Here is a 23062-nt window from a genome sequence, read left to right on the forward strand (position 1 = left end):
GATCTCAGTCCACCGTCACGTAGTCGGGACCGGAGTAGCGGCCGGTGGCCAGCTTCTGACGCTGCATCAGCAGGTCGTTCAGGAGCGAGGAGGCGCCGAAGCGGAACCAGTGGTTGTCCAGCCAGTCCCCGCCGGCGGTCTCGTTGACCAGGACCAGGAACTTGATCGCGTCCTTGGAGGTGCGGATGCCGCCGGCCGGCTTCACGCCGACCTGCACGCCGGTCTGCGCCCGGAAGTCACGGACGGCCTCCAGCATCAGCAGCGTGTTGGCCGGGGTGGCGTTGACGGCGACCTTGCCGGTGGAGGTCTTGATGAAGTCGGCGCCCGCCAGCATGCCGAGCCAGCTCGCCCGGCGGATGTTGTCGTACGTGGACAGCTCGCCGGTCTCGAAGATGACCTTCAGACGGGCGGAGCTCCCGCAGGCCTCCTTCACGGCGACGATCTCGTCGTACACCTTCAGGTACCTGCCGGCGAGGAACGCCCCGCGGTCGATGACCATGTCGATCTCGTCGGCGCCCGCGGCGACCGCCTCACGCACGTCCGCCAGCTTCACGCCCAGCGACGCCCGGCCGGCCGGGAAGGCGGTGGCGACCGAGGCGACCTTCACGGTCGAGCCGGCCACGGCCTCCTTGGCGGCGGCCACCATGTCGGGGTAGACGCAGACCGCGGCCGTGGCGGGGGCCGTACGGTCCGTCGGGTCGGGATGGACCGCCTTGGCGCCGAGCGCCCGGACCTTGCCCGGGGTGTCCGCGCCTTCCAGCGTCGTCAGGTCGACCATCGAGATGGCGAGGTCGATGGCGTACGCCTTCGCGGTGGTCTTGATGGAACGGGTGCCGAGCGAGGCGGCGCGCGCCTCCAGGCCGACCGCGTCGACACCGGGCAGCCCGTGCAGGAAGCGGCGCAGCGTGCTGTCGGACGCGGTGACGTCAGCGAGAGGGGGTGCAGTGGTGGGCATGGTCACCAGGCGAGCATATCTACGCGCGTAGCGGCTGTACAGCCCCGGTGCTTATCTTGTGACCCGGCCGGTCTTCGCACGGTGCCCGTCCCGTCCCGGGGCACCGCGGATGAGAGCCCGCCGGGCCGTCGGGCAGAATCGGGACCATGACGACGCCCGAGCACGAACCCCCCGCGCCGCGACCCGCCGCCCCCGAGTTCAAGGACCGGGTCAACCGGTCGTCCGCAGGCATCGCGAGCGGTGTCCTGCTCCTCGCCGTCGTCGGCTGGCTGGGCATCGACGCGCTGGTGGTCGGCGAGGGCCGCACCCCGTGGCTGGCGCTCGCCGGGATGATCCTCGTCGTGCCGCTCGTGGTCGCCTTCACCCTGCGGCCCGCCGTGTACGCCAACAGCGACCGGCTGCGCGTCCGCAACCCCTTCCGCGTGATCGTGCTGCCCTGGGGCCAGGTCTCCGGCCTGCGCTCCGGCTTCTCCAACGAGGTGTTCGACCAGTCCGGCACCAAGTACCAGCTCTGGGCGGTGCCCGTCTCGCTGCGGGGGCGCAAGCGGGCCGCCCGGCAGCAGGCGCGGGCCGAGGCGGCGGGCGAGCGCGCGGCGGCGGGCACACCCGGCGGACGCGCCGGCGGCGCCCCCCGGTTCGGGGGCGCGGCCACCGACGGTCCCGTCCGCGCGGCGGGCGACCAGTTCATGGACGACCTGCGCGAGCTGCACGAGGTCCGCGAGCACGCCGAGAGCGCCCAGGGCGAGGTGACGGTCCGCTGGGCGTACGAGATCGTGGGTCCGGCGGTGGCCGGCGCGGTGGTGCTGGCGATTCTGATCGCGGTGGGTTGACGCGGGCGCGTCGGCGACGTGTGTGCCGGCGGCGCGTGTGCCCGTCCGGCGCCGTACGCGTCCGTCCGTTCGGTGTCCGTGACGCGTGTGCCCGTCCGGTGCCCGGTCGGACGTGTGTGCGCCGGGTGTCTCCCGCTGTTTTCCGGCCGGAACGGGTGTCCCTCGCGGTGAGGGGCACCCGTTCCGTTTCCGTACGGGTCAGATGCCCGCGGCGGCCGACAGGTCACGCTTGATCGACGCGAGCAGCGCGGTGGCCTCGGCGCGGGCCGCCGGGAGGTCGGTGTGGGCGCCGACCGGAACCACGACCTCCAGGTAGCACTTCAGCTTGGGCTCCGTGCCGCTGGGCCGGACGATCACGCGGGCGCCGTCGAGGGTGTAGCGCAGACCGTCGGTGGGCGGCAGCCGGTCCGTGCCCCGGGTGAGGTCCTCGGCGCGGGTGACGCGCAGGCCCGCGAGCGCGGTCGGGGGCTGCTCGCGCAGGCGCCGCATCGCGTCGGCGATCAGCGAGAGGTCCTGAACGCGGACCGAGAGCTGGTCGGTGGCGTGCAGGCCGTGCTCGACGGCGAGGTCGTCGAGCAGGTCCAGGAGGGTGCGGCCCTCCTGCTTGAGCCGCGATGCCAGCTCGGTGATCAGCAGGGCGGCGGTGATGCCGTCCTTGTCGCGTACGCCGTCGGGGTCGACGCAGTAGCCGAGGGCCTCCTCGTAGCCGTAGCGCATGCCCTCCACGCGGGCGATCCACTTGAAGCCGGTGAGGGTCTCCTCGTACGGCAGGTTCGCCTTCTCGGCGATGCGGCCGAGGAGGGAGGAGGAGACGATCGACTCCGCGAAGGTGCCGGTCGCGCCGCGGGAGACCAGGTGGGCGGCGAGCAGGGCGCCGACCTCGTCGCCGCGCAGCATGCGCCAGTCGGAGCCGTCCTTGACGGCCACCGCGCAGCGGTCGGCGTCCGGGTCGTTGGCGACGATCAGGTCGGGGTCGGTCGCGCGGGCCCTGGCGAACGCCAGGTCCATCGCGCCGGGCTCCTCCGGGTTGGGGAAGGCGACGGTCGGGAAGTCCGGGTCCGGCTCGGCCTGTTCGAGGACCAGCTCGGGGGCCGGGAAGCCGGCCCGGGCGAACGCGGCGAGGAGGGTGTCCTTGCCGACGCCGTGCATGGCCGTGTAGACGGTGCGGGCCGTGCGCGGCGAGCCCGGGGCGAGGACCGCGTCCGTGCGGGCGAGATAGGCCTCCAGGACGGAGTCGTCGAGCGTCTCCCAGCCGGAGTCCGGACGGGGGACGTCGTGGAGGCTCTTGATCGCGTCGATCTCGGCGGCGATCCCCGCGTCGGCGGGCGGCACGATCTGGGAGCCGTCGCCCAGGTAGACCTTGTAGCCGTTGTCGCGGGGCGGGTTGTGGCTGGCGGTGACCTCCACGCCTGCGACCGCGCCCAGGTGCCTGATAGCGAAGGCGAGGACCGGGGTGGGCAGGGGGCGGGGGAGCACGACGGCGCGCAGCCCGGCGCCGGTCATGACGGCGGCGGTGTCGCGGGCGAAGTCGGCGGACTTGTGGCGGGCGTCGTAGCCGACGACGACGAGGCCGGCCTGCTCTCCCTGTGCGGGGCTGTTCTTCTTCAGGTACGCGGCGAGGCCGGCGGCGGCGCGGATGACGACGGCGCGGTTCATGCGCATGGGCCCGGCGCCGAGTTCGCCGCGGAGGCCCGCGGTACCGAACTGGAGGGTGCCGGCGAAGCGCGCGGTCAGCTCCTCGATGTCCTCGGTGTCCAGGAGCCGGGCGAGTTCGTCACGGGTCTCGGCGTCGGGGTCCTCGGCCAGCCACGCCTTGGCCCGTGCGATGAGGTCGTCGTGCACGTTGGGGTCAGCCTCTCGTGTGTGTGTCTGCCCGGGCCTCCGGCGGTGGGTGCCGGTGCCTCCGGCGGTGCGTGCCGGTTGCTCCGGCGGTCGGTGCCGGGGCGCCCGGGGTGCGTTGTGGGTCGGGGCCGTGGGGGTGGGGCCGGCCCGCCGCGCTCGGGCGTACTGCCCAGTATCTCCATGGTCGGACTGGGCAGAGACGAAGTATGCGGCGGGCTGTCGACCCACCCCCACGGCCCCTTCCGCCGTTCGGCGTCCTCCCCGTCGCCGTTGGGGGGGGGGGGGGGCTGCCTTCCGGCGGGCCGCGTGGTTCCTACAGCCGGCCCAGCACCTGGGTCAGCAGGGAGCCCATGCGGGTGGCGCTGTCGCGGCCCGCCTGGAGGACCTCCTCGTGGTTGAGGGGCTCGCCGGTCATGCCCGCGGCGAGGTTGGTCACCAGGGAGATGCCGAGGACCTCCGCGCCCGCCTCGCGGGCGGCGATCGCCTCCAGGACGGTGGACATGCCTACCAGGTCCGCGCCGATGGTGCGGGCCATGCGGATCTCCGCCGGCGTCTCGTAGTGCGGGCCGGGGAACTGCGCGTAGACGCCTTCCTCCAGGGTGGGGTCGACCTCCTTGCACAGGGCGCGCAGGCGCGGGGAGTACAGGTCGGTGAGGTCGACGAAGTTGGCGCCCACGATCGGCGAGGTGGCCGTCAGGTTGAGGTGGTCGCTGATCAGCACCGGCTGGCCGGGGCGCATGCCCTCGCGCAGGCCGCCGCAGCCGTTGGTGAGCACGATCGTCTTGCAGCCGGCCGCGACGGCGGTCCGCACGCCGTGGGCCACGGCGGCGACGCCCCGGCCCTCGTAGTAGTGGGTGCGGCCCAGGAAGACCAGCGCACGGCTGTCCCCGATGGTGTACGAGCGGACCTTGCCGCCGTGGCCCTCGACCGCCGGCGGCGGGAATCCGGGCAGCTCGGTGACCTGGAACTCGGCGTCGGGGGTTCCCAGGGCGTCGACGGCCGGTGCCCAGCCGGACCCCATCACGAGGGCGACGTCGTGGGACTCGGCACCCGTGAGTTCGCGCAGGCGCGCGGCGGCGGCGTCGGCGGCGGCGTAGGGGTCGCCCTGGATGTCGTCCGGAAGGAGAGATGCGTTCACGCGGAAGAGCGTAGCCGGTATTCGCCTACGCGCGTAGATGCCGATGGTCACGGCAATGCGATCGTTGTCTTGTCGTTTCCGACGAGGAACGGCTCCGGAGGGGCCCGTACGACGGTCCGGTCAGGCTTCCGGGAGCCCCGCGCCGCCGCTCAGCACGGCCGCTTGCGCAGCTCCATCACATAGTCGTGGGGCGCCCCCGCCGACTCCGCCGCGTCCGCGATCTCGCCGAGGTAGCGGGCGGAGGGGAGGCCGCCCTCGTAGCCGTCGAGGACGTAGACCCAGGCCCGTTCCTCGCCCTCCAGGGTGTGGACGCGCACGCGTGCCCGCCGGTAGACGCCGAGCCCCACGCCCACCCAGCGGTCGAGGGCGTCCTCGTCCATCGGGGCGATGTCGTACAGGGCCACGAAGACCTGGGAGATCGGATCCTCCACAAGGGTCGCCAGCGCGCCCTCCCAGCCCATCTGCTCCCCGCCGAAGGTCAGCCGCCAGCCGTTCATCCAGCCCGTGGCACGCAGCGGCGAGTGCGGGGCGCGGCGGGACATCACCCGCGCGTCGAGATTGCCGGCGTATGCGGCATAGAGCGACATGCGTCGAGCGTACGGCAGCCGCGCATCCGTCTCACGGGTCCCACGGGCAACGCGGGACCACCGTGCCGTGCCCCGGGGCCGTAGCACTTTGAACGGTGCGGGACAATGGAGTACGTGACTCGGATCGTGATCATCGGTGGTGGACCCGGCGGCTACGAAGCGGCGCTGGTGGCGGCGCAGCTCGGCGCGGAGGTGACCGTCGTCGACTGCGACGGTCTGGGCGGAGCGTCGGTGCTGACCGACTGCGTGCCGTCGAAGACCCTTATCGCTACGGCCGAGGTGATGACCACCTTCGACTCGTCGTACGAGGAGCTAGGGATCACCGTCGCCGACTCCGGCAGCGGCCCCGCCCAGGCGCTGCCCGCGGACCTGGTCGCCCGGGTCGTCGGCGTCGACCTGGGGAAGGTCAACCGACGGGTGAAGCGGCTCGCGCTCGCCCAGTCCCACGACATCACCGCGTCCGTGACGCGGGCCGGCGCCCGGGTCATGCGCGGGCGTGGCCGGCTGGAGGGCATGCAGGCGCTCGACGGGTCGCGCACGGTCGTCGTCCGGGTGGCCGACGGGAGCGAGGAGAGGCTCACCGCGGACGCCGTGCTGATCGCGACCGGCGGCCACCCGCGCGAGCTGCCCGACGCCCAGCCGGACGGCGAGCGCATCCTCAACTGGACCCAGGTCTACGATCTCGACGAGCTGCCCGACGAGCTCATCGTGGTCGGCTCGGGCGTCACCGGCGCCGAGTTCGCGGGCGCCTACCAGGCGCTCGGTTCCAAGGTCACCCTGGTGTCCTCCCGCGACCGCGTGCTGCCGGGCGAGGACCCGGACGCGGCCGCCGTCCTGGAGGACGTCTTCCGCCGCCGCGGCATGAACGTCATGGCGCGCTCGCGGGCCGCCGCGGCCAAGCGGGTCGGGGACCGGGTGGAGGTGACGCTGGCGGACGGCCGGGTCATCACGGGCAGCCACTGCCTGATGGCCGTCGGCGCCATCCCCAACAGTGCCGGGCTGGGCCTGGAGGAGGCCGGCGTCAAACTGCGCGAGTCCGGTCACATCTGGACCGACAAGGTGTCGCGGACGACGGCTCCGGGCGTGTACGCGGCCGGTGACGTGACCGGGGTCTTCGCGCTGGCGTCGGTGGCGGCGATGCAGGGACGCATCGCGATGTACCACTTCCTGGGCGACGCGGTGGCCCCGCTGAACCTGAAGACGGTCTCCTCCAACGTCTTCACCGACCCCGAGATCGCCACCGTCGGCTACTCCCAGGCCGACGTGGACGCCGGCAAGATCGACGCCCGCTGCGTGAAGCTGCCGCTGCTGCGCAACCCGCGCGCCAAGATGCAGGGCATCCGGGACGGCTTCGTCAAGATCTTCTGCCGCCCGGGCACGGGGATCGTGGTCGGCGGCGTGGTCGTGGCCCCGCGTGCCTCGGAACTGATCCACCCCATCTCGATCGCCGTCGACAACAATCTGACGGTCGAACAGATCGCGAACGCCTTCACCGTGTACCCCTCGCTGTCGGGATCGATCGCCGAGGTGGCACGGCAGTTGCACACACGCAAGGCGACGGGCGAGGCCTAGGCGCCCGGGTTCCGACTCCCCGCCGGTCACGGGGAGTTGCGGACCTTGCCGGCGGCACGAGCGAGCGGAACAGGTCCTATACCACTTCGCCCCCTGCGTTGCGAACAACATCTGCTATTCGGCGCAAACTGCTGAAAGCAGACGGTCGCTGGGGTTACTGTCAGTTTCGTGTTCGCTGCTGAACGTCGCCAATTGATCCTCGAAATGGTGCGAGCGAACGGTGCCGTGTCGCTCCGTGAACTCGCCCGCGTCGTCCAGACCTCCGAAGTGACCGTACGGCGGGACGTGCGGGCGCTGGAGGCCGAAGGACTCCTCGACCGCCGGCACGGCGGTGCGGTACTCCCGGGTGGGTTCACCCGGGAGTCCGGCTTCCCGCAGAAGTCGCATCTCGCGACCGCGGAGAAGACGGCCGTCGCCGACCTCGCCGCGGGCCTCGTCGAAGAGGGCGAGGCGATCGTCGTGGGCGCGGGTACGACCACTCAGGAGCTGGCCCGCAGGCTCGCCCGGGTACCCGGCCTGACCGTCGTCACCAACTCCCTGCTGGTCGCCCAGGCGCTGGCCCACGCCAACCGCGTGGAGGTCGTGATGACCGGCGGCACGCTGCGCGGCTCCAACTACGCGCTCGTCGGCTCGGGGGCGGAGCAGTCCCTGCACGGGCTGCGGGTGTCCAAGGCATTCCTTTCGGGGAGCGGACTGACGGCCGAGCGCGGCCTGTCCACCTCCAACATGCTGTCGGCGTCCGTCGACCGGGCCCTGGTGCAGGCCGCCGCGGAGGTGGTGGTCCTCGCCGACCACTCCAAGCTCGGTACGGACACGATGTTCCAGACCGTCCCGACCGACCTCATCACCCGCCTGGTGACGGACGATCCCCCGGCCCACGACGACCGCGCGGCCACCGAGCTCCAGGCCCTCGCCGACCAGGGCGTCCAGATCGCCGTGACCGGCGCGACGGGAAACCCGGCTACGGACCAGCCCCCGCCCCGCGACCGCCGCCGTGAGGTGCCCCTCCCCGGCCCCCGCCGCACCCAGCCGACGGGCGCGAACCTCCGCCCGGCGCCCCTGGGCGGTGACCAGCCGAACGGCACGGAACGCCCGGCCGCACGGGTGGCGGACCTCCGGAGGCGCTGAGGGCTTCGAAGAGCATGAAAAGCACGGAGCCCGGCGGCCGCTCGCGCGGCTCGCCGGGCTCCTGCGTGTGCTGGTGCGGCTGCTCCGGGAGATCAGTCCTTGATCTCGCAGATGACGGCGCCGGAGGTGACGGAGGCGCCGACGTCGGCCGACAGGCCCTTGATGGTGCCGCTGCGGTGGGCGTTGAGGGGCTGCTCCATCTTCATGGCCTCCAGGACGACGACCAGGTCGCCCTCCTTGACCTCCTGGCCCTCCTCGACGGCGACCTTGACGATGGTGCCCTGCATCGGCGAGGCGAGGGTGTCGCCGGAGGCGACGGGGCCGGACTTCTTCGCGGCGCGGCGCTTGGGCTTGGCGCCCGCGGCGAGGCCGGTGCGGGCCAGGGACATGCCCAGCGAGGTGGGCAGGGAGACCTCCAGGCGCTTGCCGCCGACCTCGACGACGACGGTCTCGCGGCCCGCCTCCTCGTCGGCCTCGGCCTCGGCGAGGGCGGTGAAGGGCTTGATGTCGTTGACGAACTCGGTCTCGATCCAGCGGGTGTGGACCGTGAAGGGGTCGCTGGAGCCGGTGAGTTCGGGGGCGAACGCCGGGTCGGTGACGACCGCGCGGTGGAAGGGGATCGCGGTGGCCATGCCCTCGACCTGGAACTCCTCCAGGGCGCGGGCGGCCCGCTGGAGGGCTTCCTTGCGGGTGCGGCCGGTCACGATCAGCTTGGCCAGCAGGGAGTCCCAGGCCGGGCCGATGACGCTGCCGGACTCCACGCCCGCGTCCAGACGGACGCCGGGACCGGAGGGCGCGGCGAAGTTCGTCACGGTGCCGGGGGCGGGCAGGAAGTTTCGGCCCGGGTCCTCGCCGTTGATGCGGAACTCGAAGGAGTGGCCGCGCAACGGCGGGTCGTCGTAGCCGAGTTCCTCGCCGTCGGCGACGCGGAACATCTCGCGCACCAGGTCGATGCCGGCGACCTCCTCGGTGACCGGGTGCTCGACCTGGAGGCGGGTGTTGACCTCCAGGAAGGAGATCGTGCCGTCCTGGCCGACCAGGAACTCGCAGGTGCCGGCGCCGACGTAGCCGGCCTCCTTCAGGATCGCCTTGGAGGCGCGGTACAGCTCGGCGACCTGCTCCTCGGACAGGAACGGCGCCGGGGCCTCCTCGACCAGCTTCTGGTGGCGGCGCTGGAGGGAGCAGTCACGGGTGGAGACGACGACCACGTTGCCGTGGCGGTCGGCCAGGCACTGGGTCTCCACGTGCCGGGGACGGTCCAGGTAGCGCTCGACGAAGCACTCGCCGCGGCCGAAGGCGGCCACGGCCTCGCGCACCGCCGACTCGTACAGCTCGGGGACCTCGTCCAGGGTGCGGGCGACCTTCAGACCGCGCCCGCCGCCACCGAAGGCGGCCTTGATGGCGATCGGCAGGCCGTGCTCCTCGGCGAAGGCGACGACCTCGTCGGCGCCGGAGACCGGGTCGGGGGTGCCGGCCACCAGGGGCGCGCCGGCGCGCTGGGCGATGTGCCTCGCCGCGACCTTGTCGCCGAGGTCGCGGATGGCCTGCGGCGGCGGGCCGATCCAGATGAGGTCCGCGTCCAGCACGGCCTGGGCGAATTCGGCGTTCTCCGAGAGGAAGCCGTACCCGGGGTGGATCGCGTCCGCGCCGGACTCCTTCGCGGCCTTCAGGACCTTGTCGATGTCCAGGTAGCTGGTGGCCGGGGTGTCACCGCCCAGGGCGAACGCCTCATCCGCGGCGCGGACATGCAGAGCGTCCCGGTCCGGGTCGGCGTATACGGCCACGCTCGCGATCCCGGCGTCCCGGCAGGCCCGGGCAACGCGGACAGCGATTTCGCCACGGTTGGCGATGAGCACCTTGCGCACGATTGAGGCTCCCTCCTTGAAACAAGCCGAGTTTAGGGACTGCCGACACGGCACTTCGACCCGTCCCCGATGGTGAGCTTGCCCACACGGAGCGTGATTCGAGGCGCGCTCGACCTGCGAAATCCCTTGTCGCATCGCTGTACGCAGGACTCCTCCGGAAAACCCTAGCCCTCCCATGTGGCCAAGGTCTCTGTGAGGGCGTGCTGCGACGCACTTCGTTTCTTTGTGGAGTCCCTACGAATGGCCCAATGATTCTTTGCCGGTGGCAGGACTCTTGTCCCCGGGTTTACCCGTTAGTAGCGTTCACGATGTATGGGCAGTACTCGCGGTAACAGGGTCCGGGCGGAGCGGCAGGCGGAAGTGGGTGGGACCGGTGGTGCGCAGACCGGTGGCGTGGGTGGTGGCGCTCGTGCTCTTCGCCGAGGCGTTCGGCGTGGCGGCACTGAACTGGTTCCTCGGCGTGGTCGTGCACCGGCAGAGGATGTCGCTGGCGGGCCTGGATCCGAACGTCATGTCGACCTCGTCGAAGGCCGGCGGTCTGGTCTTCGGCCTCTACTTCGCCCTGTGCGGCCTGGTCGCCCTGCTCGTGGCGCTGCGGGGCCGCCGCCCGGCCGGCGTCGGGCGTGTCCTGCTGATCAGCGCGGCCGTGGTGCACGGCCTCCTGGGCGCGTTCGCCTGGGGGCTGGTGGGCCCGCGGGCGTTCGTGTTCATGGTGGTGGTGCTCGCCCTCATCGTGCTGCTGCTGATGACGCACGACCACGAGGAGGGACCGGCGGGTGAGGCGGGGGACGGCGGACCCGGGGAGGCGGACGGTCCCGGCACCGAAGCGGACCCTGGCTCCGAAGCGAACGCTGGCTCCGAAGTGGACCCTGGCTTGGAGGGCCCCGCCGGTTCGCTTGGGCTCGCGAAGCCGACGGATCACGCGCATGAGGCGCCGCCCACACCCCTCACCCCTCCTCCGGCCGAGGCCCGGACCTCCTGATCAGCCCGCGGTCGGCGCCCACAACTCGGTGATGCCCACGCCGAGTTCCGCCAGCAGGCGGCGGACCAGGGGCAGGCTGATGCCGATGACGTTGCCGTGGTCGCCGTCGATGCCGTCGATGAAGGGCGCCGAACGGCCGTCCAGGGTGAAAGCGCCCGCCACGTAGAGGGGCTCGCCCGAGGCGACGTACGCGGCGATCTCGTCGTCGGTCGGCTCGCCGAAGCGGACCACGGTGGAGGCGGTGGCAGAGGCGTGCCGCCCGCTCTCCGTGTCCCAGACGCAGTGCCCGGTCTGCAGGGTGCCGGCCCGGCCGCGCATCGCTTTCCAGCGGGCGGTGGCCTCCTCGGCGTCGGCGGGCTTGCCGAGGGCCTGGCCGTCGAGGTCGAGCACCGAGTCGCAGCCGATCACCAGCGCGCCCCGGAGCTCCGGCCGGGCCGCCACCACGGAGGCCTTCGCCTCGGCGAGGGCGAGCGCGAGTTCGGCGGGGGTGGGCGCGGTGACGGCGTCCTCGTCGACGCCGCTCACGACGACCTCCGGATCGAGCCCGGCCTGCCGGAGCAGCCCGAGCCGGGCGGGGGACTGGGAGGCGAGCACGAGTCGGCGGCGGGGCTGGTCTGTCATACGGTCAGCGTATCGGCGGCGGCTCCTCCGGCTCACCTCACGCCGATCACGAACATGGCCAGCACCATGGCCAGCGCCATGAGAACGCCGAGCCGCCGCAACATGTCCTGCGTGTCACGCAGTTCCTTCGGCGGCTCGTTCTCGGGATCGGACCACAACATCCCCCGATCCTGCGGCCCACGCGGCGCCGCGCGCCTGAGTACGCGTACTCAACTATTCCGGGGCGGAGCCCCGGGCTCCCCGCTCAGCCCGGCCAGTACGTGCGGGACCAGGCCGCGGGGCCCGGCGACGGGACCCGCCGCGCGGCGAGCCGCGACGGGTCGGACCACGCGTCCCGGGGGCCCACCGCGCCGGACGGCTCCGCAGCCGCCGCGGCGCGGGCCCGGACCACCGCCAGGGCGGCGGCAAGCTCCTCCGGGGTCGGGTTGCCTCGTAGGACCTTGATCACAGCGGCTCCTTACAGGGGGATGTTGCCGTGCTTCTTCGGAGGCAGGGATTCCCGCTTGGTGCGGAGCTGACGCAGCCCGCGCACAAGATGGGAACGGGTGTCCGACGGCTTGATCACCGCGTCGACGTACCCGCGTTCGGCCGCCACGTAGGGGTTGAGCAGCGCGTCCTCGTACTCCTGGATCAGCCGGGCGCGCGTCGCCTCGGCGTCGCCCGCCGCCTCGGCCTCGGCGATCGTGCGGCGGTGCAGGATGTTGACCGCCCCCTGGGCGCCCATGACGGCGATCTGGGCGGTCGGCCAGGCCAGGTTGAGGTCGGCGCCGAGGTGCTTGGACCCCATGACGTCGTAGGCGCCGCCGAAGGCCTTGCGGGTGATCACCGTGATCAGCGGGACCGTCGCCTCGGCGTAGGCGAAGATCAGCTTGGCGCCGCGGCGGATGATGCCGGTGTGCTCCTGGTCGACGCCCGGGAGGAAGCCGGGCACGTCGACGAAGGTGAGCACCGGCACGTTGAAGGCGTCGCACGTCCGTACGAAGCGGGCGGCCTTCTCGGAGGCGTCGATGTCCAGACAGCCGGCGAACTGCATCGGCTGGTTGGCGACGATGCCGACCGGGTGGCCCTCCACCCGCCCGAACCCGGTGAGGATGTTCGGCGCGAACAGCGGCTGGGTCTCGAAGAACTCGGCGTCGTCCAGGACGTGCTCGATCACCGTGTGCATGTCGTACGGGTGGTTCGCGCTGTCCGGGACGACCGTGTCCAGCTCCAGGTCCTCGGCGGAGACCGCCACGTCGGCCTCCTCGGGGAAGACCGGCGGCTCGGAGAGGTTGTTCGACGGCAGGTACGACAGCAGCTGCTTGACGTACTCGATTGCGTCCTTCTCGTCCCCGGCCATGTGGTGGGCCACGCCGGAGGCGGTGTTGTGGGTGCGGGCGCCGCCCAGCTCCTCGAAGCCGACGTCCTCGCCGGTGACCGTCTTGATGACGTCCGGGCCGGTGATGAACATGTGCGAGGTCTGGTCGACCATGATCGTGAAGTCGGTGATCGCCGGCGAGTAGACCGCGCCGCCCGCGCACGGGCCCACGACCAGGCTGATCTGCGGGATCACACCGGAGGCGTGGGTGTTGCGGCGGAAGATCTCCCCGTAGGCGCCGAGGGAGGCGACCCCCTCCTGGATCCGGGCGCCGCCCGAGTCGTTGATCCCGATGACCGGGCAGCCCGTCTTCAGGGCGAAGTCCATCACCTTGACGATCTTCTGCCCGTAGACCTCGCCGAGCGCTCCGCCGAAGACGGTGAAGTCCTGCGAGAACACCGCGACCGGGCGGCCGTCGACCATGCCGTAGCCGGTGACGACGCCGTCCCCGTACGGCCGGTTCTGCTCCAGGCCGAAGTTGGTGGAGCGATGCCGGGCGAACTCGTCCAGCTCCACGAACGACCCCTCGTCGAGCAGCAGTTCGATCCGCTCGCGGGCCGTCAGCTTCCCCTTGGCGTGCTGCTTCTCCACGGCGCGCTCGGAGCCGGCGTGCGTCGCTGCCAGGACGCGGCGCTGGAGATCCGCGATCTTGCCCGCGGTCGTGTGAATGTCGATCTCTTGGCGCTCTTTCGGCTCGGACATCGGGATCGCGGCTCCCTGCCTGCTCACAAGGGGGGACGGTTACTCATTCGTAGCGTAGTAGGGGGTCCACCGATCGGCAGTGCGGCGTTTCCCACACCTAGGGTGGCTTGCATGACGCCGCGAGATGCAGCAGACGACAACCCCGACGCAGACGGCAACCCGGACGACGCGCCGCACGGCAGCCGCTGGTCCGACCTCGACCGCCCGCCCCTGAACGCCGGGGCGCTGCGGCGCGGCCTGGTCCGGGCGGGCGGGCTGTGGTCCGAGGTCGACGTGGTGCAGAGCACCGGCTCCACCAACACGGACCTGGTGGCCCGCGCCGCCGCCGGGAAGGCGGCCGAGGGGGCCGTCCTGGTCGCTGAGGAGCAGACCTCCGCCCGGGGCCGCCTGGACCGCCGGTGGACGGCGCCGCCCCGCTCCGGCCTGTTCTTCTCGGTGCTGCTGCGGCCCAGCGAGGTGGAGGTGGCCCGCTGGGGCTGGCTGCCGCTGCTCACCGGCGTCGCGGTGGCCACGGGACTGTCCCGGGCCGCCGGGGTCGACACGGCGCTGAAGTGGCCGAACGACCTGCTGGTGACGGTCGGCGGCGAGGAACGCAAGGCCGGCGGCATCCTGGCCGAGCGGGCCGGTGAGGACGCGGTGGTCATCGGCATCGGCATCAACGTCTCACTGCGGCAGGACGAGCTCCCGGTCCCGCAGGCCGGCTCCCTCTCGCTCGCCGGAGCCGTGAGCACCGACCGCGACCCGCTGCTGCGGTCGGTCCTGCGCTCCCTGGAGGACTGGTACGGCCGGTGGCGGGCGGCGGGCGGCGACGCGGCCGTGAGCGGTCTGCAGGAGACGTACGCGGCGGGCTGCGCGACGCTCGGCCGGGTGGTCCGTGCGGAGCTGCCGGGCGACCGGTCGGTGGTCGGGGAGGCGGTCGCGGTGGACGGGGACGGCCGTCTGGTCATCGCCACCGGGGAAGGCGTGCAGGAGCCGGTCGGCGCGGGCGACATCGTGCATCTGCGCCCGGCGTGAACCGCACGGGCGGGGGCGCTCCGGGTGCGCGCGGCGGCCGCGCACTGTCACGGTGGGCTCGGGCGTCGTTCGCGGCTCCCGCGCCCGGTGACGCCGCCGCGGGGTGCCGGAACAGCGCCGGTCAGTTCCCCGGTGGGCTCCGCGCTCGGCTCCGCTCTCGGCGGAACCTGACGGAGTGAGCTGGCGCACACCTGCCGTAGAGTTGAGGCCGGTCGATACCTGACCGTGGCAGATCGGAAGGGCAGCAGGCGTGACCGTCGACGACACGGGCTCCGGCGCGGACGCGGACGGCCGGGACGAGCCTCCGCCATTCTCGTCCTCGCACGAGCAGGAGGACCCCGACGCCGCCGACTCCGGCGGACACCCTCTCGCGCTCCGTCTCGAACAGCTCATCCTGGGCGCGGAGCGGCGCTACACCCCGTTCCAGGCGGCCCGCAGCGCCGGCGTCTCCATGGAGCTCGCCAGCCGCTTCTGGCGGGCCATGGGCTTCGCCGACATAGGCCAGGCCAAGGCGCTCACGGAGGCCGACGTACTGGCCCTGCGGCGGCTCGCCGGTCTGGTCGAGGCGGGACTGCTCAGCGAGGCCATGGCGGTGCAGGTGGCCCGGTCCACCGGGCAGACCACCGCCCGTCTGGCCGAATGGCAGATGGACTCCTTCCTGGAGGGTCTGACCGAGCCGCCCGAGCCCGGCATGACCCGCACCGAGGTGACGTACCCGATCGTCGAGCTGCTGCTGCCCGAGCTGGAGGAGTTCCTGGTCTACGTCTGGCGCCGCCAGCTCGCCGCCTCGGCCGGCCGGGTCGTGCAGGCCGCCGACGACGAGGAGATGGTCGACCGGCGGCTGGCCGTGGGCTTCGCGGACCTCGTCGGCTTCACCCGGCTGACCCGCCGCATGGAGGAGGAGGAGCTCGGCGAGCTCGTCGAGGCGTTCGAGACGACCTCCGCCGACCTCGTGGCCGCGCGCGGCGGACGGCTGATCAAGACGCTCGGCGACGAGGTGCTGTACGCCGCCGACGACGCCGGCACTGCGGCGGACATCGCGCTGCGGCTGGTCGAGACGATGGCCCACGACGAGACGATGCCGGAGCTGCGCGTGGGCATGGCGTTCGGCACGGTCACCACTCGTATGGGCGATGTGTTCGGCACCACCGTCAACCTCGCCTCCCGGCTCACCTCGATAGCTCCGCGCGACGCCGTCCTGGTGGACAGCGCCTTCGCCGAGGAGCTGATCCGCACCGGGGACGCCCCGGCGTCCGAGGCGGAGGCGGCCGAGGCCGCGGCGACGGCGGAGAAGGAGGGCGAGGAGCCGCCGGTGTACCGGTTCGCGCTTCAGCCGATGTGGCAGCGCCCGGTGCGCGGTCTGGGCGTCGTCGAGCCCTGGCTGCTCACCCGGCGGAACGACGGGCCCGCGTAACCGGCGGTCGCGGGCCGGATCAATGGGCCTGTCCGGCCCCCACACCGACGCACAGCCCGATGATCGGCAGGCACAGGCCGCCGCCCCGTCCCGGGGGCGGGGCGGAGGGCTGCGCGCTCGGGGTCGGGGCCGGTGCGGGGCGCGGCGCCGGGGCCGTGGTGGCGGACGGCCGTGGTGCGTCGGCGGCGGGTTCCGGGAGCTCCGGCGGGTCCGTGTCCTCGGGGAGCGCCGTGGGACCGGTCGTGGTCTCCGGGAGCCCCGAGGGCTCGGCGGTGGCGGCCGCCGCGGACGGGGACGCCGCCGGTGCGGAACCCGACTCGGGGACCGGTGCGGCGCTCTCCCCGCCCAGGGGGACGGTCGTCCAGGGCGACGACGTCGGACGGGCCCCGGCGGCCGAGGCGGGGGTTGGGGTTCCGGCGGAACGGCCGGAGCCGTTGCCCGGGGCCGCGTGCGGCTCGGCCTCCGCGCCGCCCAGGCCGCCGAGCCCGGACTCGGGCGCCAGCCGCACGAGGCTCAGCACACCGGCGGCCACCGCGAGCCCTCCGGCGGCCAGCAGCGCCTTGCGGGGCCGGCGCCTGCGGTGCCGCCCGCGGGCGCGGGACGACCAGGGCCGCGTTTCCGTCCCGGCGGTCTCCTCCGTCCCGGCGGTCTCCTCCGTCGCGGCGTCGGCGCCCGTGCCCGTCTCGTCTATGCCTGTTGTGTCGTCGTCCTGCCGGACTCTGGCCGTGTGCGTCGTCATCGCCGTCCTCCCCGATGCGCTCGCGCCCCCCGAAGCGCCATGGCGCACGCACGTTATGCGCTCTCCTGGGGGTTCGGCGGGAGTTGTGCGGGGATGTCACTCGAACGGGGTGCCGGGTCTCGACAACGGGGCCGCGCCTGTAAGCCGTCCGCCCTTCCCCCAGCGCGCGCCCTGCTGCGATGATCGGGCCCGGTTTCTTGTTAACCCACGTTAACCAGGAGGGTGTCATGAGCGAGGAACGGTTCGGCGAGTTCGTGCTGGTGCGGCGGCACGAGTACGTCGCGGAGCTCGTCCTGGACCGGCCCAAGGCGATGAATGCCGTGTCCACGGACATGGCCCGGTCCATCGCCGGGGCGTGTGCGGCGCTGGCCGCCGATCCGGACGCGCGCGTGGTCGTCCTGACGTCCTCGCACGAGCGGGCGTTCTGCGTCGGGGCCGACCTGAAGGAGCGCAACTCCTTCAGCGACGCCGACCTGGTGCGCCAGCGCCCGGTCGCGCGCGGGGCGTACACCGGCGTACTGGAGCTGCCGATGCCGACGATCGCCGCGGTGCACGGGTTCGCGCTCGGCGGCGGCTTCGAGCTGGCCCTGTCCTGCGATGTGATCGTGGCCGACCGTACGGCCGTGGTGGGGCTGCCGGAGGTCTCGGTGGGGGTGATCCCCGGCGGTGGCGGTACGCAGCTCCTGCCCCGGCGGGTGGGGGCCGCCCGGGCCGCCGAGCTGATCTTCACGGCGCGTCGGCTGGAGGCGCCCGAGGCGGCCGGGTTGGGTCTCGTGGACCGCCTCGTGGACGAGGGCCGCGACCGCGAGGAGGCCCTGGAGCTGGCCTCCCGGATGGCGGCGAACTCCCCGATCGGGCTGCGCGCAGCCAAGCGCGCGCTGCGGCTCGGCCACGGCCTCGACCTCCGGGCCGGCCTCGAGGTCGAGGACGCGGCCTGGCGCTCGGTCGCCTTCTCCGCGGACCGCGCGGAGGGAGTCGCGGCCTTCAACGAGAAGCGATCCCCGCGGTGGCCCGGAGAGTAGCCGGCCCGTAGTGGCGGCAGCGCCTCCGGGGACGCCCGGAGACCCGGGGGCGCTCGCGTCGCACTTTCCTGTGGGCCAATGTCTCGATTCGACCGAAACATCCCTAGCCTGGGGTGATGGGCGAGAACAGGCGGCTGACGGCCGTTGTGGCGTTGGCGCAGGGGATGGCCGCGGCGCAGACCTCGCGTGAGTCGTGGCGGGCGGCCGCGCTCGGCGCGTGCCGCGCGCTGGAGGGGAGCTTCGCCGCGCTCTCGGTGTGGGAGCGCGAGCACGGCCGGCTGCGGGTCCTGGTGAACGTGGGGGACCGGGCGCCGGAGGAGCGGGAGTTCCCGGAGGACGAGGCCTATCCGGTGCATCAGTTCCCGGAGATCACCGAGTTCCTGCACGAGCGGTGGGCCTCGGGCGGTGAACCCGACGCCTGGGTGGAGACCGCCGACGGCGCGGCCGCGGGCCACCCCGGCTACAGCCACCGGCGCGTGGCCGCGCTGCGCCGGCGTGGGCGCGGCTGCTGCGTGGTCGCGCCGATCGTGCAGCACGGACGCGCCTGGGGCGAGCTCTACGTCGCCCGCCCGGTCGGCCTCCCCCTCTTCGGCCGTTCCGACGCCGACTTCGCGACCGTGCTGGCCGCCGTGGTCGCCGCCGGGCTCGCCCAGAGCGAGCGGCTTGAGGAGGCCCGCAGGCTGGCGTTCACGGACGCGCTGACCGGGCTCGCCAACCGCCGTGCCGTCGACGTGATGCTCGACGAGGCGATCGAGCGGCACCGGCTGGACGGGGTCGCCGTCAGCCTCGTCGTCTGCGACCTCAACGGGCTCAAGCAGGTCAACGACACCCTCGGGCACGCCGTCGGCGACCGGCTCCTCGAACGGTTCGGCTCCGTGCTGTCGCGGTGCGGCGCGATGGTGCCGGGCGCTCTCGTGGCACGGCTCGGCGGCGACGAGTTCTGCCTGGTCGCGGTGGGGCCTCCGGCCGACGAGGTGGTCAAGGCGGCCGACGAGCTGTGCCGGCGCGCGGCCGAGCTGGAGCTGGGCGAGGGCGTGGCCTGCGGGGTCGCCTCGACCGAGCACGCGATCGGGCCGGTACCGTCGGCCCGGCGGCTGTTCCGGCTCGCCGACGCCGCCCAGTACCGGGCGAAGGCGCTGCGCGCCGACCGGCCCGTGGTCGCGGGCCGCGAGGGCCCGCGGGACCCGGTCGTCCGCCTCGCCGACGCGCCCCCGCCCGTGCCGGAGGCCCCGGCCGAGCGGCGCCGCTTCCGGGGGCGCAGGCCCTGAGTCGCGCCGGACGACCCGCCGCGGGTTGTAAGAGTCACTCCCGGCATCCACTAGTGACATCTTCGCATTCACTGCGTACGCTCCTGAATATGGATATGCATACTGTGGTGGTGGGGACGTCGGGAGTCACCGCGTCCGACGTTCTCGCCGTGGCACGCGGCGGCGCCCGTATCGAGCTCTCCGACGAGGCGGTGGCGGCCCTGGCGGCGGCGCGGGAGATCGTGGACGCGCTGGCGGCCAAGCCCGAACCCGTCTACGGCGTCAGCACCGGCTTCGGCGCCCTGGCGACCCGGCACATCAGCCAGGAGCTGCGCACCCAGCTCCAGCGCAACATCGTCCGCTCGCACGCCGCGGGCCTGGGCCCGAGGGTCGAGCGCGAGGTCGTGCGGGCGCTGATGTTCCTGCGGCTGAAGACCGTGTGCTCCGGGCACACCGGCGTGCGCCCCGAGGTCGCCCAGACCATGGCCGACGTGCTCAACGCGGGCATCACCCCGGTCGTCCACGAGTACGGCTCCCTCGGCTGCTCCGGCGACCTCGCCCCGCTGTCCCACTGCGCCCTCGCCCTCATGGGCGAAGGCGACGCGGAGGGCCCCGACGGGGTCGTACGCCCCGCCGGCGAGCTGCTCGCCGAGCACGGCATCCAGCCCGTCGAACTGCGCGAGAAGGAGGGCCTGGCCCTCCTCAACGGCACCGACGGCATGCTCGGCATGCTGATCATGGCCCTCGCCGACCTCGACGCCCTGTACAAGTCCGCCGACATCACCGCCGCCCTCAGCCTGGAGGCGCTGCTCGGCACGGACAAGGTCCTCGCCCCCGAGCTGCACGCCATCCGCCCGCACCCGGGACAGGGCGCCTCCGCCGCCAACATGCTGGCCGTACTCAAGGGCTCCGGCCTCACCGGGCACCACCAGGACGACGCGCCCCGCGTGCAGGACGCCTACTCCGTGCGCTGCGCCCCGCAGGTCGCCGGCGCCGGCCGCGACACCCTCGCGCACGCCCGCCTGGTCGCCGAGCGCGAACTGGCCTCCGCCGTCGACAACCCCGTCGTCCTGCCCGACGGCCGGGTGGAGTCCAACGGCAACTTCCACGGCGCCCCGGTCGCCTACGTGCTGGACTTCCTCGCCATCGCCGCCGCCGACCTCGGCTCCATCGCCGAGCGCCGTACCGACCGGCTGCTCGACAAGAACCGCAGCCACGGCCTGCCGCCGTTCCTCGCCGACGACGCCGGTGTGGACTCGGGCCTGATGATCGCCCAGTACACGCAGGCCGCGCTGGTCAGCGAGATGAAGCGGCTCGCCGTACCGGCCTCCGCCGACTCCATCCCGTCCTCGGCCATGCAGGAGGACCACGTCTCCATGGGCTGGTCGGCGGCGCGCAAGCTGCGGACGGCCGTCGGCAACCTGAACCGGATCATCGCGATCGAGCTGTACGCCGCCGCGCGCGCCGTCGAACTGCGCGAGGGCCTGACCCCGGCGCCGGCGAGCCGGGCGGTCATCGACGCCGCTCGCGAGGCGGGGGTCGGAGGACCGGGCCCGGACCGCTTCCTCGCCCCCGACCTCGCCGCCGCGGACGCCTTCGTGCGGGACGGCGGACTCCTCGCCGCGGCCGAGACCGTGACCGGTCCGCTGCTGTAGGACGACCCAAGTCGCGGGAGCGCCGGGCGGGTTCAGAAGCCCAGGCGCTCCCGGCGCACGGAGTAGACCACGAAACCGGCGCCCAGTATGAGGAGCGAGGTTCCGCCGACGACGTAGGGGGTCGTGTCGATGCTTCCGGTGTCGGCGAGTTCGGTCCCGGTGGACGCGTCCTCCTGGGCGGTGGACGCCTCCGTCACCGCGGCGGCCCGCCCCTGCTCCGTGACCTGGGCCGTCGGGGCCGCGGGCTCCGCCCCTCTCGCCGGAGTGCCCACCGACGCGTCCGCGGAGGGGACGAACCACAGGGCGCCCAGCAGGGTGCCCGCGGCGGTGGCGGTCAGCATCGTTCGGCGAGCGGATGACACGGAATATCGATCCCCTTGTGGCGCTGGTGAATTGGCCGTGTGGGGCGATGTTAGTGAACGTCGCGGGTCACGGGAAAGTCACGGGACGTTTGAGCCGTACGCTCCGTCCATGAGCACTCCAGAGACTTCACGATTTGTCCGCGTCAGCGTCGAGCTCGTCGTCGAGATCGAGGACGAGGAAACCGTCATCGCCGCGGCCCGCAGCCGGATCGCCGAACACGCCGAGGGCGGCGAGTTGGACCCCGCGGAGCGGGCGCACGCCGAGGGCGCTGTGACGGAAGACACCGCCGAGGCCCTGGCGTACCTGGTCGATCCGTTCGACCTGGTGGGTGAGGTGCCGGGGGTCGAACTCCAGCAGGCCTCCTGGTCGAGCGAACGCATCGACTACGACCCCGATTCGCCGGACTGGGAGTTCGGCGAGGATGATGGCGACGGGGACGACGAGGACGACGAGGCAGTGGGCGGCGCGGGCCACTCCGGCTGACGTCGCCCGGGTCACATCGGCGACCCCCGGGCGCAACCGGCGTCCGGGGTTTCGTCGTCTCACGCAACGCGCAGGCCGGGCCGCGCACCGTCCGCTGCGGCGGACGTGGCGAGTTCCACACCTCACGACGTGGGAAATGGGACGAAACGGTCGTAGCGTTGAGTGCTCGCGACGGGGGACTCGAGGGGTTTTGGGACTCGCCAACGATGGAGAAGCGTGTGATGACGAACAGTAAGCGGCGCAGGCGCCTGACGGCCGCGTCCGCACTGCTCGGCGGTGTACTGGTGCTCACGGCCTGTTCCGGCAGCAGCGACGCGGCCGACGGCGGTGGGGACTCCTCGCGGGCCAAGGCTGACAAGGCCGCGGCCGAGGAGTCGTCGGAGGCCCAGATCAAGATCACGCCGGCGGACGGCTCCGACAACGCCTCGATCAACAACTCCGCTGCCGTCACCGTGGCCAAGGGCACGCTGACGAAGGTGACCATGACGACCGCCGACGGCAAGGCCGTCGAGGGGCAGATATCGGCCGACAAGAAGAGCTGGAAGCCCAGCGCCCAGCTCGAGCGGGCCACCACCTACAAGGTGGCCGCGACCGCCACGGACGCCAAGGGCCGCGACGCCCACGAGAACGGCTCCTTCACCACGGTCGCCCCCGCGCACAGCTTCATCGGCTCCTTCACGCCGGACAACGGCACCACCGTGGGTGTCGGCATGCCCGTGTCGATCAACTTCGACAAGGCGATCACCAACAAGGCGGACGTCGAGAAGGGCATCACCGTCACGTCCTCCAGCGGACAGGAGGTCGCCTGCCACTGGTTCGGCGTCCAGCGGATGGACTGCCGCCCCGAGCACTACTGGCAGGAGAACTCCACCGTCACGCTGAAGCTCGATCTCGACGGCGTCGAGGGCGCCCAGGGCGTCTTCGGCGTCCAGCAGAAGACGGTCACCTTCCACATCGGCCGCAACCAGGTCTCCTACGTCGACGCCAAGACCAAGCAGATGAGGGTCACGCGGGACGGCAAGACCGTCAAGACCATCCCGATCTCCGCCGGCGCCCCCGAGAACACCACCTACGAGGGCGCGATGGTGATCTCCGAGAAGTTCCAGCAGACCCGGATGAACGGCGCCACGGTCGGCTTCACCGACGACGACGGCAAGGGCGAGTACGACATCAAGGACGTGCCGCACGCCATGCGTCTGACCAACTCCGGCACCTTCATCCACGGCAACTACTGGGGCGGACCGGGCGTCTTCGGCAACGTCAACACCAGCCACGGCTGTGTGGGCCTCCAGGACAAGAAGGGCGCCAACGACCCGAACACCCCGGGCGCGTGGTTCTTCAACAGCTCGATCGTCGGTGACGTCGTCGTCGTCCAGAACACCGGCGACAAGACCGTCGCCCCGGACAACGGCCTCAACGGCTGGAACATGAGCTGGGCTCAGTGGAAGGCCGGTTCGTCCGCCTGACGACCGCTCGGCCTCTCGAAGACCGGTGCCGCCCCTCGGGGCCGCACCGGTCTTCTCATGCTTCTCTTATCGCGGCCTCA

General features: G+C 72.6%; 22 protein-coding genes. 11 read left to right on the forward strand and 11 right to left on the reverse strand.

Annotated features, from left to right (window positions below; genetic code table 11):
* Window positions 1-4: 4 nt before the first annotated feature.
* Window positions 5-955, reverse strand: coding sequence for a deoxyribose-phosphate aldolase (deoC, locus tag ACF09J_RS09310; protein ID WP_392305107.1), 951 nt, complete (start codon window positions 953-955; stop codon window positions 5-7).
* Between the two features lie 146 nt (window positions 956-1101).
* Between deoC and ACF09J_RS09315 the strand changes: the two genes are divergently transcribed.
* Window positions 1102-1785, forward strand: a complete 684-nt coding sequence (locus ACF09J_RS09315; RefSeq protein ID WP_392304769.1) for a PH domain-containing protein — start codon at window positions 1102-1104, stop codon at window positions 1783-1785.
* Between the two features lie 198 nt (window positions 1786-1983).
* Here ACF09J_RS09315 and ACF09J_RS09320 read toward each other — a convergent pair whose 3' ends face one another.
* The 3 genes from ACF09J_RS09320 to ACF09J_RS09330 all read right to left on the reverse strand — a co-directional run bounded on the left by ACF09J_RS09320 (window position 1984) and on the right by ACF09J_RS09330 (window position 5352).
* Window positions 1984-3627 carry a phospho-sugar mutase gene (locus ACF09J_RS09320; RefSeq protein ID WP_392304770.1) on the reverse strand — a complete coding sequence of 548 codons (1644 nt, stop codon included), beginning with the start codon at window positions 3625-3627 and terminating at the stop codon, window positions 1984-1986.
* Window positions 3628-3940: 313 nt separating this feature from the next.
* Window positions 3941-4765, reverse strand: coding sequence for a purine-nucleoside phosphorylase (locus tag ACF09J_RS09325; RefSeq protein ID WP_392304771.1), 825 nt, complete (start codon window positions 4763-4765; stop codon window positions 3941-3943).
* A 149-nt stretch (window positions 4766-4914) separates the two neighbouring features.
* Window positions 4915-5352, reverse strand: coding sequence for a gamma-glutamylcyclotransferase (locus ACF09J_RS09330; RefSeq protein ID WP_392304772.1), 438 nt, complete (start codon window positions 5350-5352; stop codon window positions 4915-4917).
* A 105-nt stretch (window positions 5353-5457) separates the two neighbouring features.
* Here ACF09J_RS09330 and ACF09J_RS09335 point away from each other — a divergent pair, with 105 nt between their 5' ends.
* Entirely contained in the window at window positions 5458-6924 is a 1467-nt protein-coding gene (locus tag ACF09J_RS09335; protein ID WP_392304773.1) for an NAD(P)H-quinone dehydrogenase, read from the forward strand.
* 168 nt (window positions 6925-7092) lie between these two features.
* Entirely contained in the window at window positions 7093-8052 is a 960-nt protein-coding gene (locus ACF09J_RS09340) for a DeoR/GlpR family DNA-binding transcription regulator (RefSeq protein WP_392304774.1), read from the forward strand.
* A 92-nt stretch (window positions 8053-8144) separates the two neighbouring features.
* Here the strand turns inward: ACF09J_RS09340 and ACF09J_RS09345 are convergent, their stop codons facing one another.
* Window positions 8145-9917, reverse strand: a complete 1773-nt coding sequence (locus tag ACF09J_RS09345) for an acetyl/propionyl/methylcrotonyl-CoA carboxylase subunit alpha (protein ID WP_392304775.1) — start codon at window positions 9915-9917, stop codon at window positions 8145-8147.
* 373 nt (window positions 9918-10290) lie between these two features.
* On the opposite strand from ACF09J_RS09345, the gene ACF09J_RS09350 reads away from it, so the two are divergent.
* Window positions 10291-10899 carry a hypothetical protein gene (locus ACF09J_RS09350; protein WP_392304776.1) on the forward strand — a complete coding sequence of 203 codons (609 nt, stop codon included), beginning with the start codon at window positions 10291-10293 and terminating at the stop codon, window positions 10897-10899.
* On the opposite strand, the gene ACF09J_RS09355 is transcribed toward ACF09J_RS09350, so the two are convergent.
* The 4 genes from ACF09J_RS09355 to ACF09J_RS09370 all read right to left on the reverse strand — a co-directional run bounded on the left by ACF09J_RS09355 (window position 10900) and on the right by ACF09J_RS09370 (window position 13579).
* Window positions 10900-11520, reverse strand: coding sequence for a Maf family protein (locus ACF09J_RS09355; protein ID WP_392304777.1), 621 nt, complete (start codon window positions 11518-11520; stop codon window positions 10900-10902). It abuts the gene before it with no gap.
* A 32-nt stretch (window positions 11521-11552) separates the two neighbouring features.
* On the reverse strand, window positions 11553-11681 hold the full coding sequence (gene mmpB, locus ACF09J_RS09360) for a morphogenic membrane protein MmpB (protein WP_141359021.1): 129 nt from the start codon (window positions 11679-11681) through the stop codon (window positions 11553-11555).
* A gap of 83 nt (window positions 11682-11764) precedes the next feature.
* Window positions 11765-11968 (reverse strand): acyl-CoA carboxylase subunit epsilon, encoded by a 204-nt coding sequence (locus tag ACF09J_RS09365; RefSeq protein WP_392304778.1) that lies wholly within the window; start codon window positions 11966-11968, stop codon window positions 11765-11767.
* Window positions 11969-11977: 9 nt separating this feature from the next.
* Window positions 11978-13579: an acyl-CoA carboxylase subunit beta gene (locus ACF09J_RS09370; protein WP_392304779.1), complete on the reverse strand. Its 1602-nt coding sequence runs from the start codon at window positions 13577-13579 to the stop codon at window positions 11978-11980.
* A 111-nt stretch (window positions 13580-13690) separates the two neighbouring features.
* Here ACF09J_RS09370 and ACF09J_RS09375 point away from each other — a divergent pair, with 111 nt between their 5' ends.
* On the forward strand, window positions 13691-14593 hold the full coding sequence (locus ACF09J_RS09375) for a biotin--[acetyl-CoA-carboxylase] ligase (RefSeq protein WP_392304780.1): 903 nt from the start codon (window positions 13691-13693) through the stop codon (window positions 14591-14593).
* Between the two features lie 250 nt (window positions 14594-14843).
* A complete protein-coding gene (locus tag ACF09J_RS09380) occupies window positions 14844-16007 on the forward strand; it encodes an adenylate/guanylate cyclase domain-containing protein (RefSeq protein ID WP_392304781.1) in 1164 nt (387 codons plus the stop codon).
* 19 nt (window positions 16008-16026) lie between these two features.
* Here ACF09J_RS09380 and ACF09J_RS09385 read toward each other — a convergent pair whose 3' ends face one another.
* Window positions 16027-16746: a hypothetical protein gene (locus ACF09J_RS09385; RefSeq protein ID WP_392304782.1), complete on the reverse strand. Its 720-nt coding sequence runs from the start codon at window positions 16744-16746 to the stop codon at window positions 16027-16029.
* A gap of 227 nt (window positions 16747-16973) precedes the next feature.
* Here ACF09J_RS09385 and ACF09J_RS09390 point away from each other — a divergent pair, with 227 nt between their 5' ends.
* From ACF09J_RS09390 to hutH, 3 genes are all read left to right on the forward strand, one after another.
* Window positions 16974-17768, forward strand: a complete 795-nt coding sequence (locus ACF09J_RS09390) for an enoyl-CoA hydratase/isomerase family protein (RefSeq protein ID WP_392304783.1) — start codon at window positions 16974-16976, stop codon at window positions 17766-17768.
* A 116-nt stretch (window positions 17769-17884) separates the two neighbouring features.
* Window positions 17885-19036, forward strand: a complete 1152-nt coding sequence (locus tag ACF09J_RS09395; RefSeq protein WP_392304784.1) for a diguanylate cyclase domain-containing protein — start codon at window positions 17885-17887, stop codon at window positions 19034-19036.
* A 95-nt stretch (window positions 19037-19131) separates the two neighbouring features.
* Window positions 19132-20670, forward strand: coding sequence for a histidine ammonia-lyase (gene hutH / locus ACF09J_RS09400; protein WP_392305108.1), 1539 nt, complete (start codon window positions 19132-19134; stop codon window positions 20668-20670).
* Between the two features lie 32 nt (window positions 20671-20702).
* On the opposite strand, the gene ACF09J_RS09405 is transcribed toward hutH, so the two are convergent.
* The gene (locus ACF09J_RS09405) at window positions 20703-21032 is read right to left on the reverse strand and encodes an LPXTG cell wall anchor domain-containing protein (RefSeq protein WP_392304785.1); all 330 of its coding nucleotides are present in this window, start codon (window positions 21030-21032) and stop codon (window positions 20703-20705) included.
* Between the two features lie 109 nt (window positions 21033-21141).
* On the opposite strand from ACF09J_RS09405, the gene ACF09J_RS09410 reads away from it, so the two are divergent.
* Entirely contained in the window at window positions 21142-21516 is a 375-nt protein-coding gene (locus tag ACF09J_RS09410) for a hypothetical protein (protein ID WP_392304786.1), read from the forward strand.
* Window positions 21517-21737: 221 nt separating this feature from the next.
* Entirely contained in the window at window positions 21738-22982 is a 1245-nt protein-coding gene (locus ACF09J_RS09415; protein WP_392304787.1) for an Ig-like domain-containing protein, read from the forward strand.
* Window positions 22983-23062: the final 80 nt, after the last annotated feature.

It is taken from the genome of Streptomyces sp. NPDC014889, assembly GCF_043081205.1.
In the GTDB taxonomy this organism is placed as follows: Bacteria; Actinomycetota; Actinomycetes; order Streptomycetales; family Streptomycetaceae; genus Streptomyces.

Bases quoted from the DNA above. Each gene is read 5' to 3' on its own strand.
- deoC (WP_392305107.1), bottom strand. From the start codon at position 955: ATGCCCACCACTGCACCCCCTCTCGCTGACGTCACCGCGTCCGACAGC.
- ACF09J_RS09315 (WP_392304769.1), top strand. From the start codon at position 1,102: ATGACGACGCCCGAGCACGAACCCCCCGCGCCGCGACCCGCCGCCCCC.
- ACF09J_RS09330 (WP_392304772.1), bottom strand. From the start codon at position 5,352: ATGTCGCTCTATGCCGCATACGCCGGCAATCTCGACGCGCGGGTGATG.
- ACF09J_RS09335 (WP_392304773.1), top strand. From the start codon at position 5,458: ATGGAGTACGTGACTCGGATCGTGATCATCGGTGGTGGACCCGGCGGC.
- ACF09J_RS09355 (WP_392304777.1), bottom strand. From the start codon at position 11,520: ATGACAGACCAGCCCCGCCGCCGACTCGTGCTCGCCTCCCAGTCCCCC.
- mmpB (WP_141359021.1), bottom strand. From the start codon at position 11,681: ATGTTGTGGTCCGATCCCGAGAACGAGCCGCCGAAGGAACTGCGTGAC.
- ACF09J_RS09370 (WP_392304779.1), bottom strand. From the start codon at position 13,579: ATGTCCGAGCCGAAAGAGCGCCAAGAGATCGACATTCACACGACCGCG.
- ACF09J_RS09375 (WP_392304780.1), top strand. From the start codon at position 13,691: ATGACGCCGCGAGATGCAGCAGACGACAACCCCGACGCAGACGGCAAC.
- ACF09J_RS09385 (WP_392304782.1), bottom strand. From the start codon at position 16,746: ATGACGACGCACACGGCCAGAGTCCGGCAGGACGACGACACAACAGGC.
- ACF09J_RS09390 (WP_392304783.1), top strand. From the start codon at position 16,974: ATGAGCGAGGAACGGTTCGGCGAGTTCGTGCTGGTGCGGCGGCACGAG.
- ACF09J_RS09395 (WP_392304784.1), top strand. From the start codon at position 17,885: ATGGGCGAGAACAGGCGGCTGACGGCCGTTGTGGCGTTGGCGCAGGGG.
- hutH (WP_392305108.1), top strand. From the start codon at position 19,132: ATGCATACTGTGGTGGTGGGGACGTCGGGAGTCACCGCGTCCGACGTT.
- ACF09J_RS09410 (WP_392304786.1), top strand. From the start codon at position 21,142: ATGAGCACTCCAGAGACTTCACGATTTGTCCGCGTCAGCGTCGAGCTC.
- ACF09J_RS09415 (WP_392304787.1), top strand. From the start codon at position 21,738: ATGACGAACAGTAAGCGGCGCAGGCGCCTGACGGCCGCGTCCGCACTG.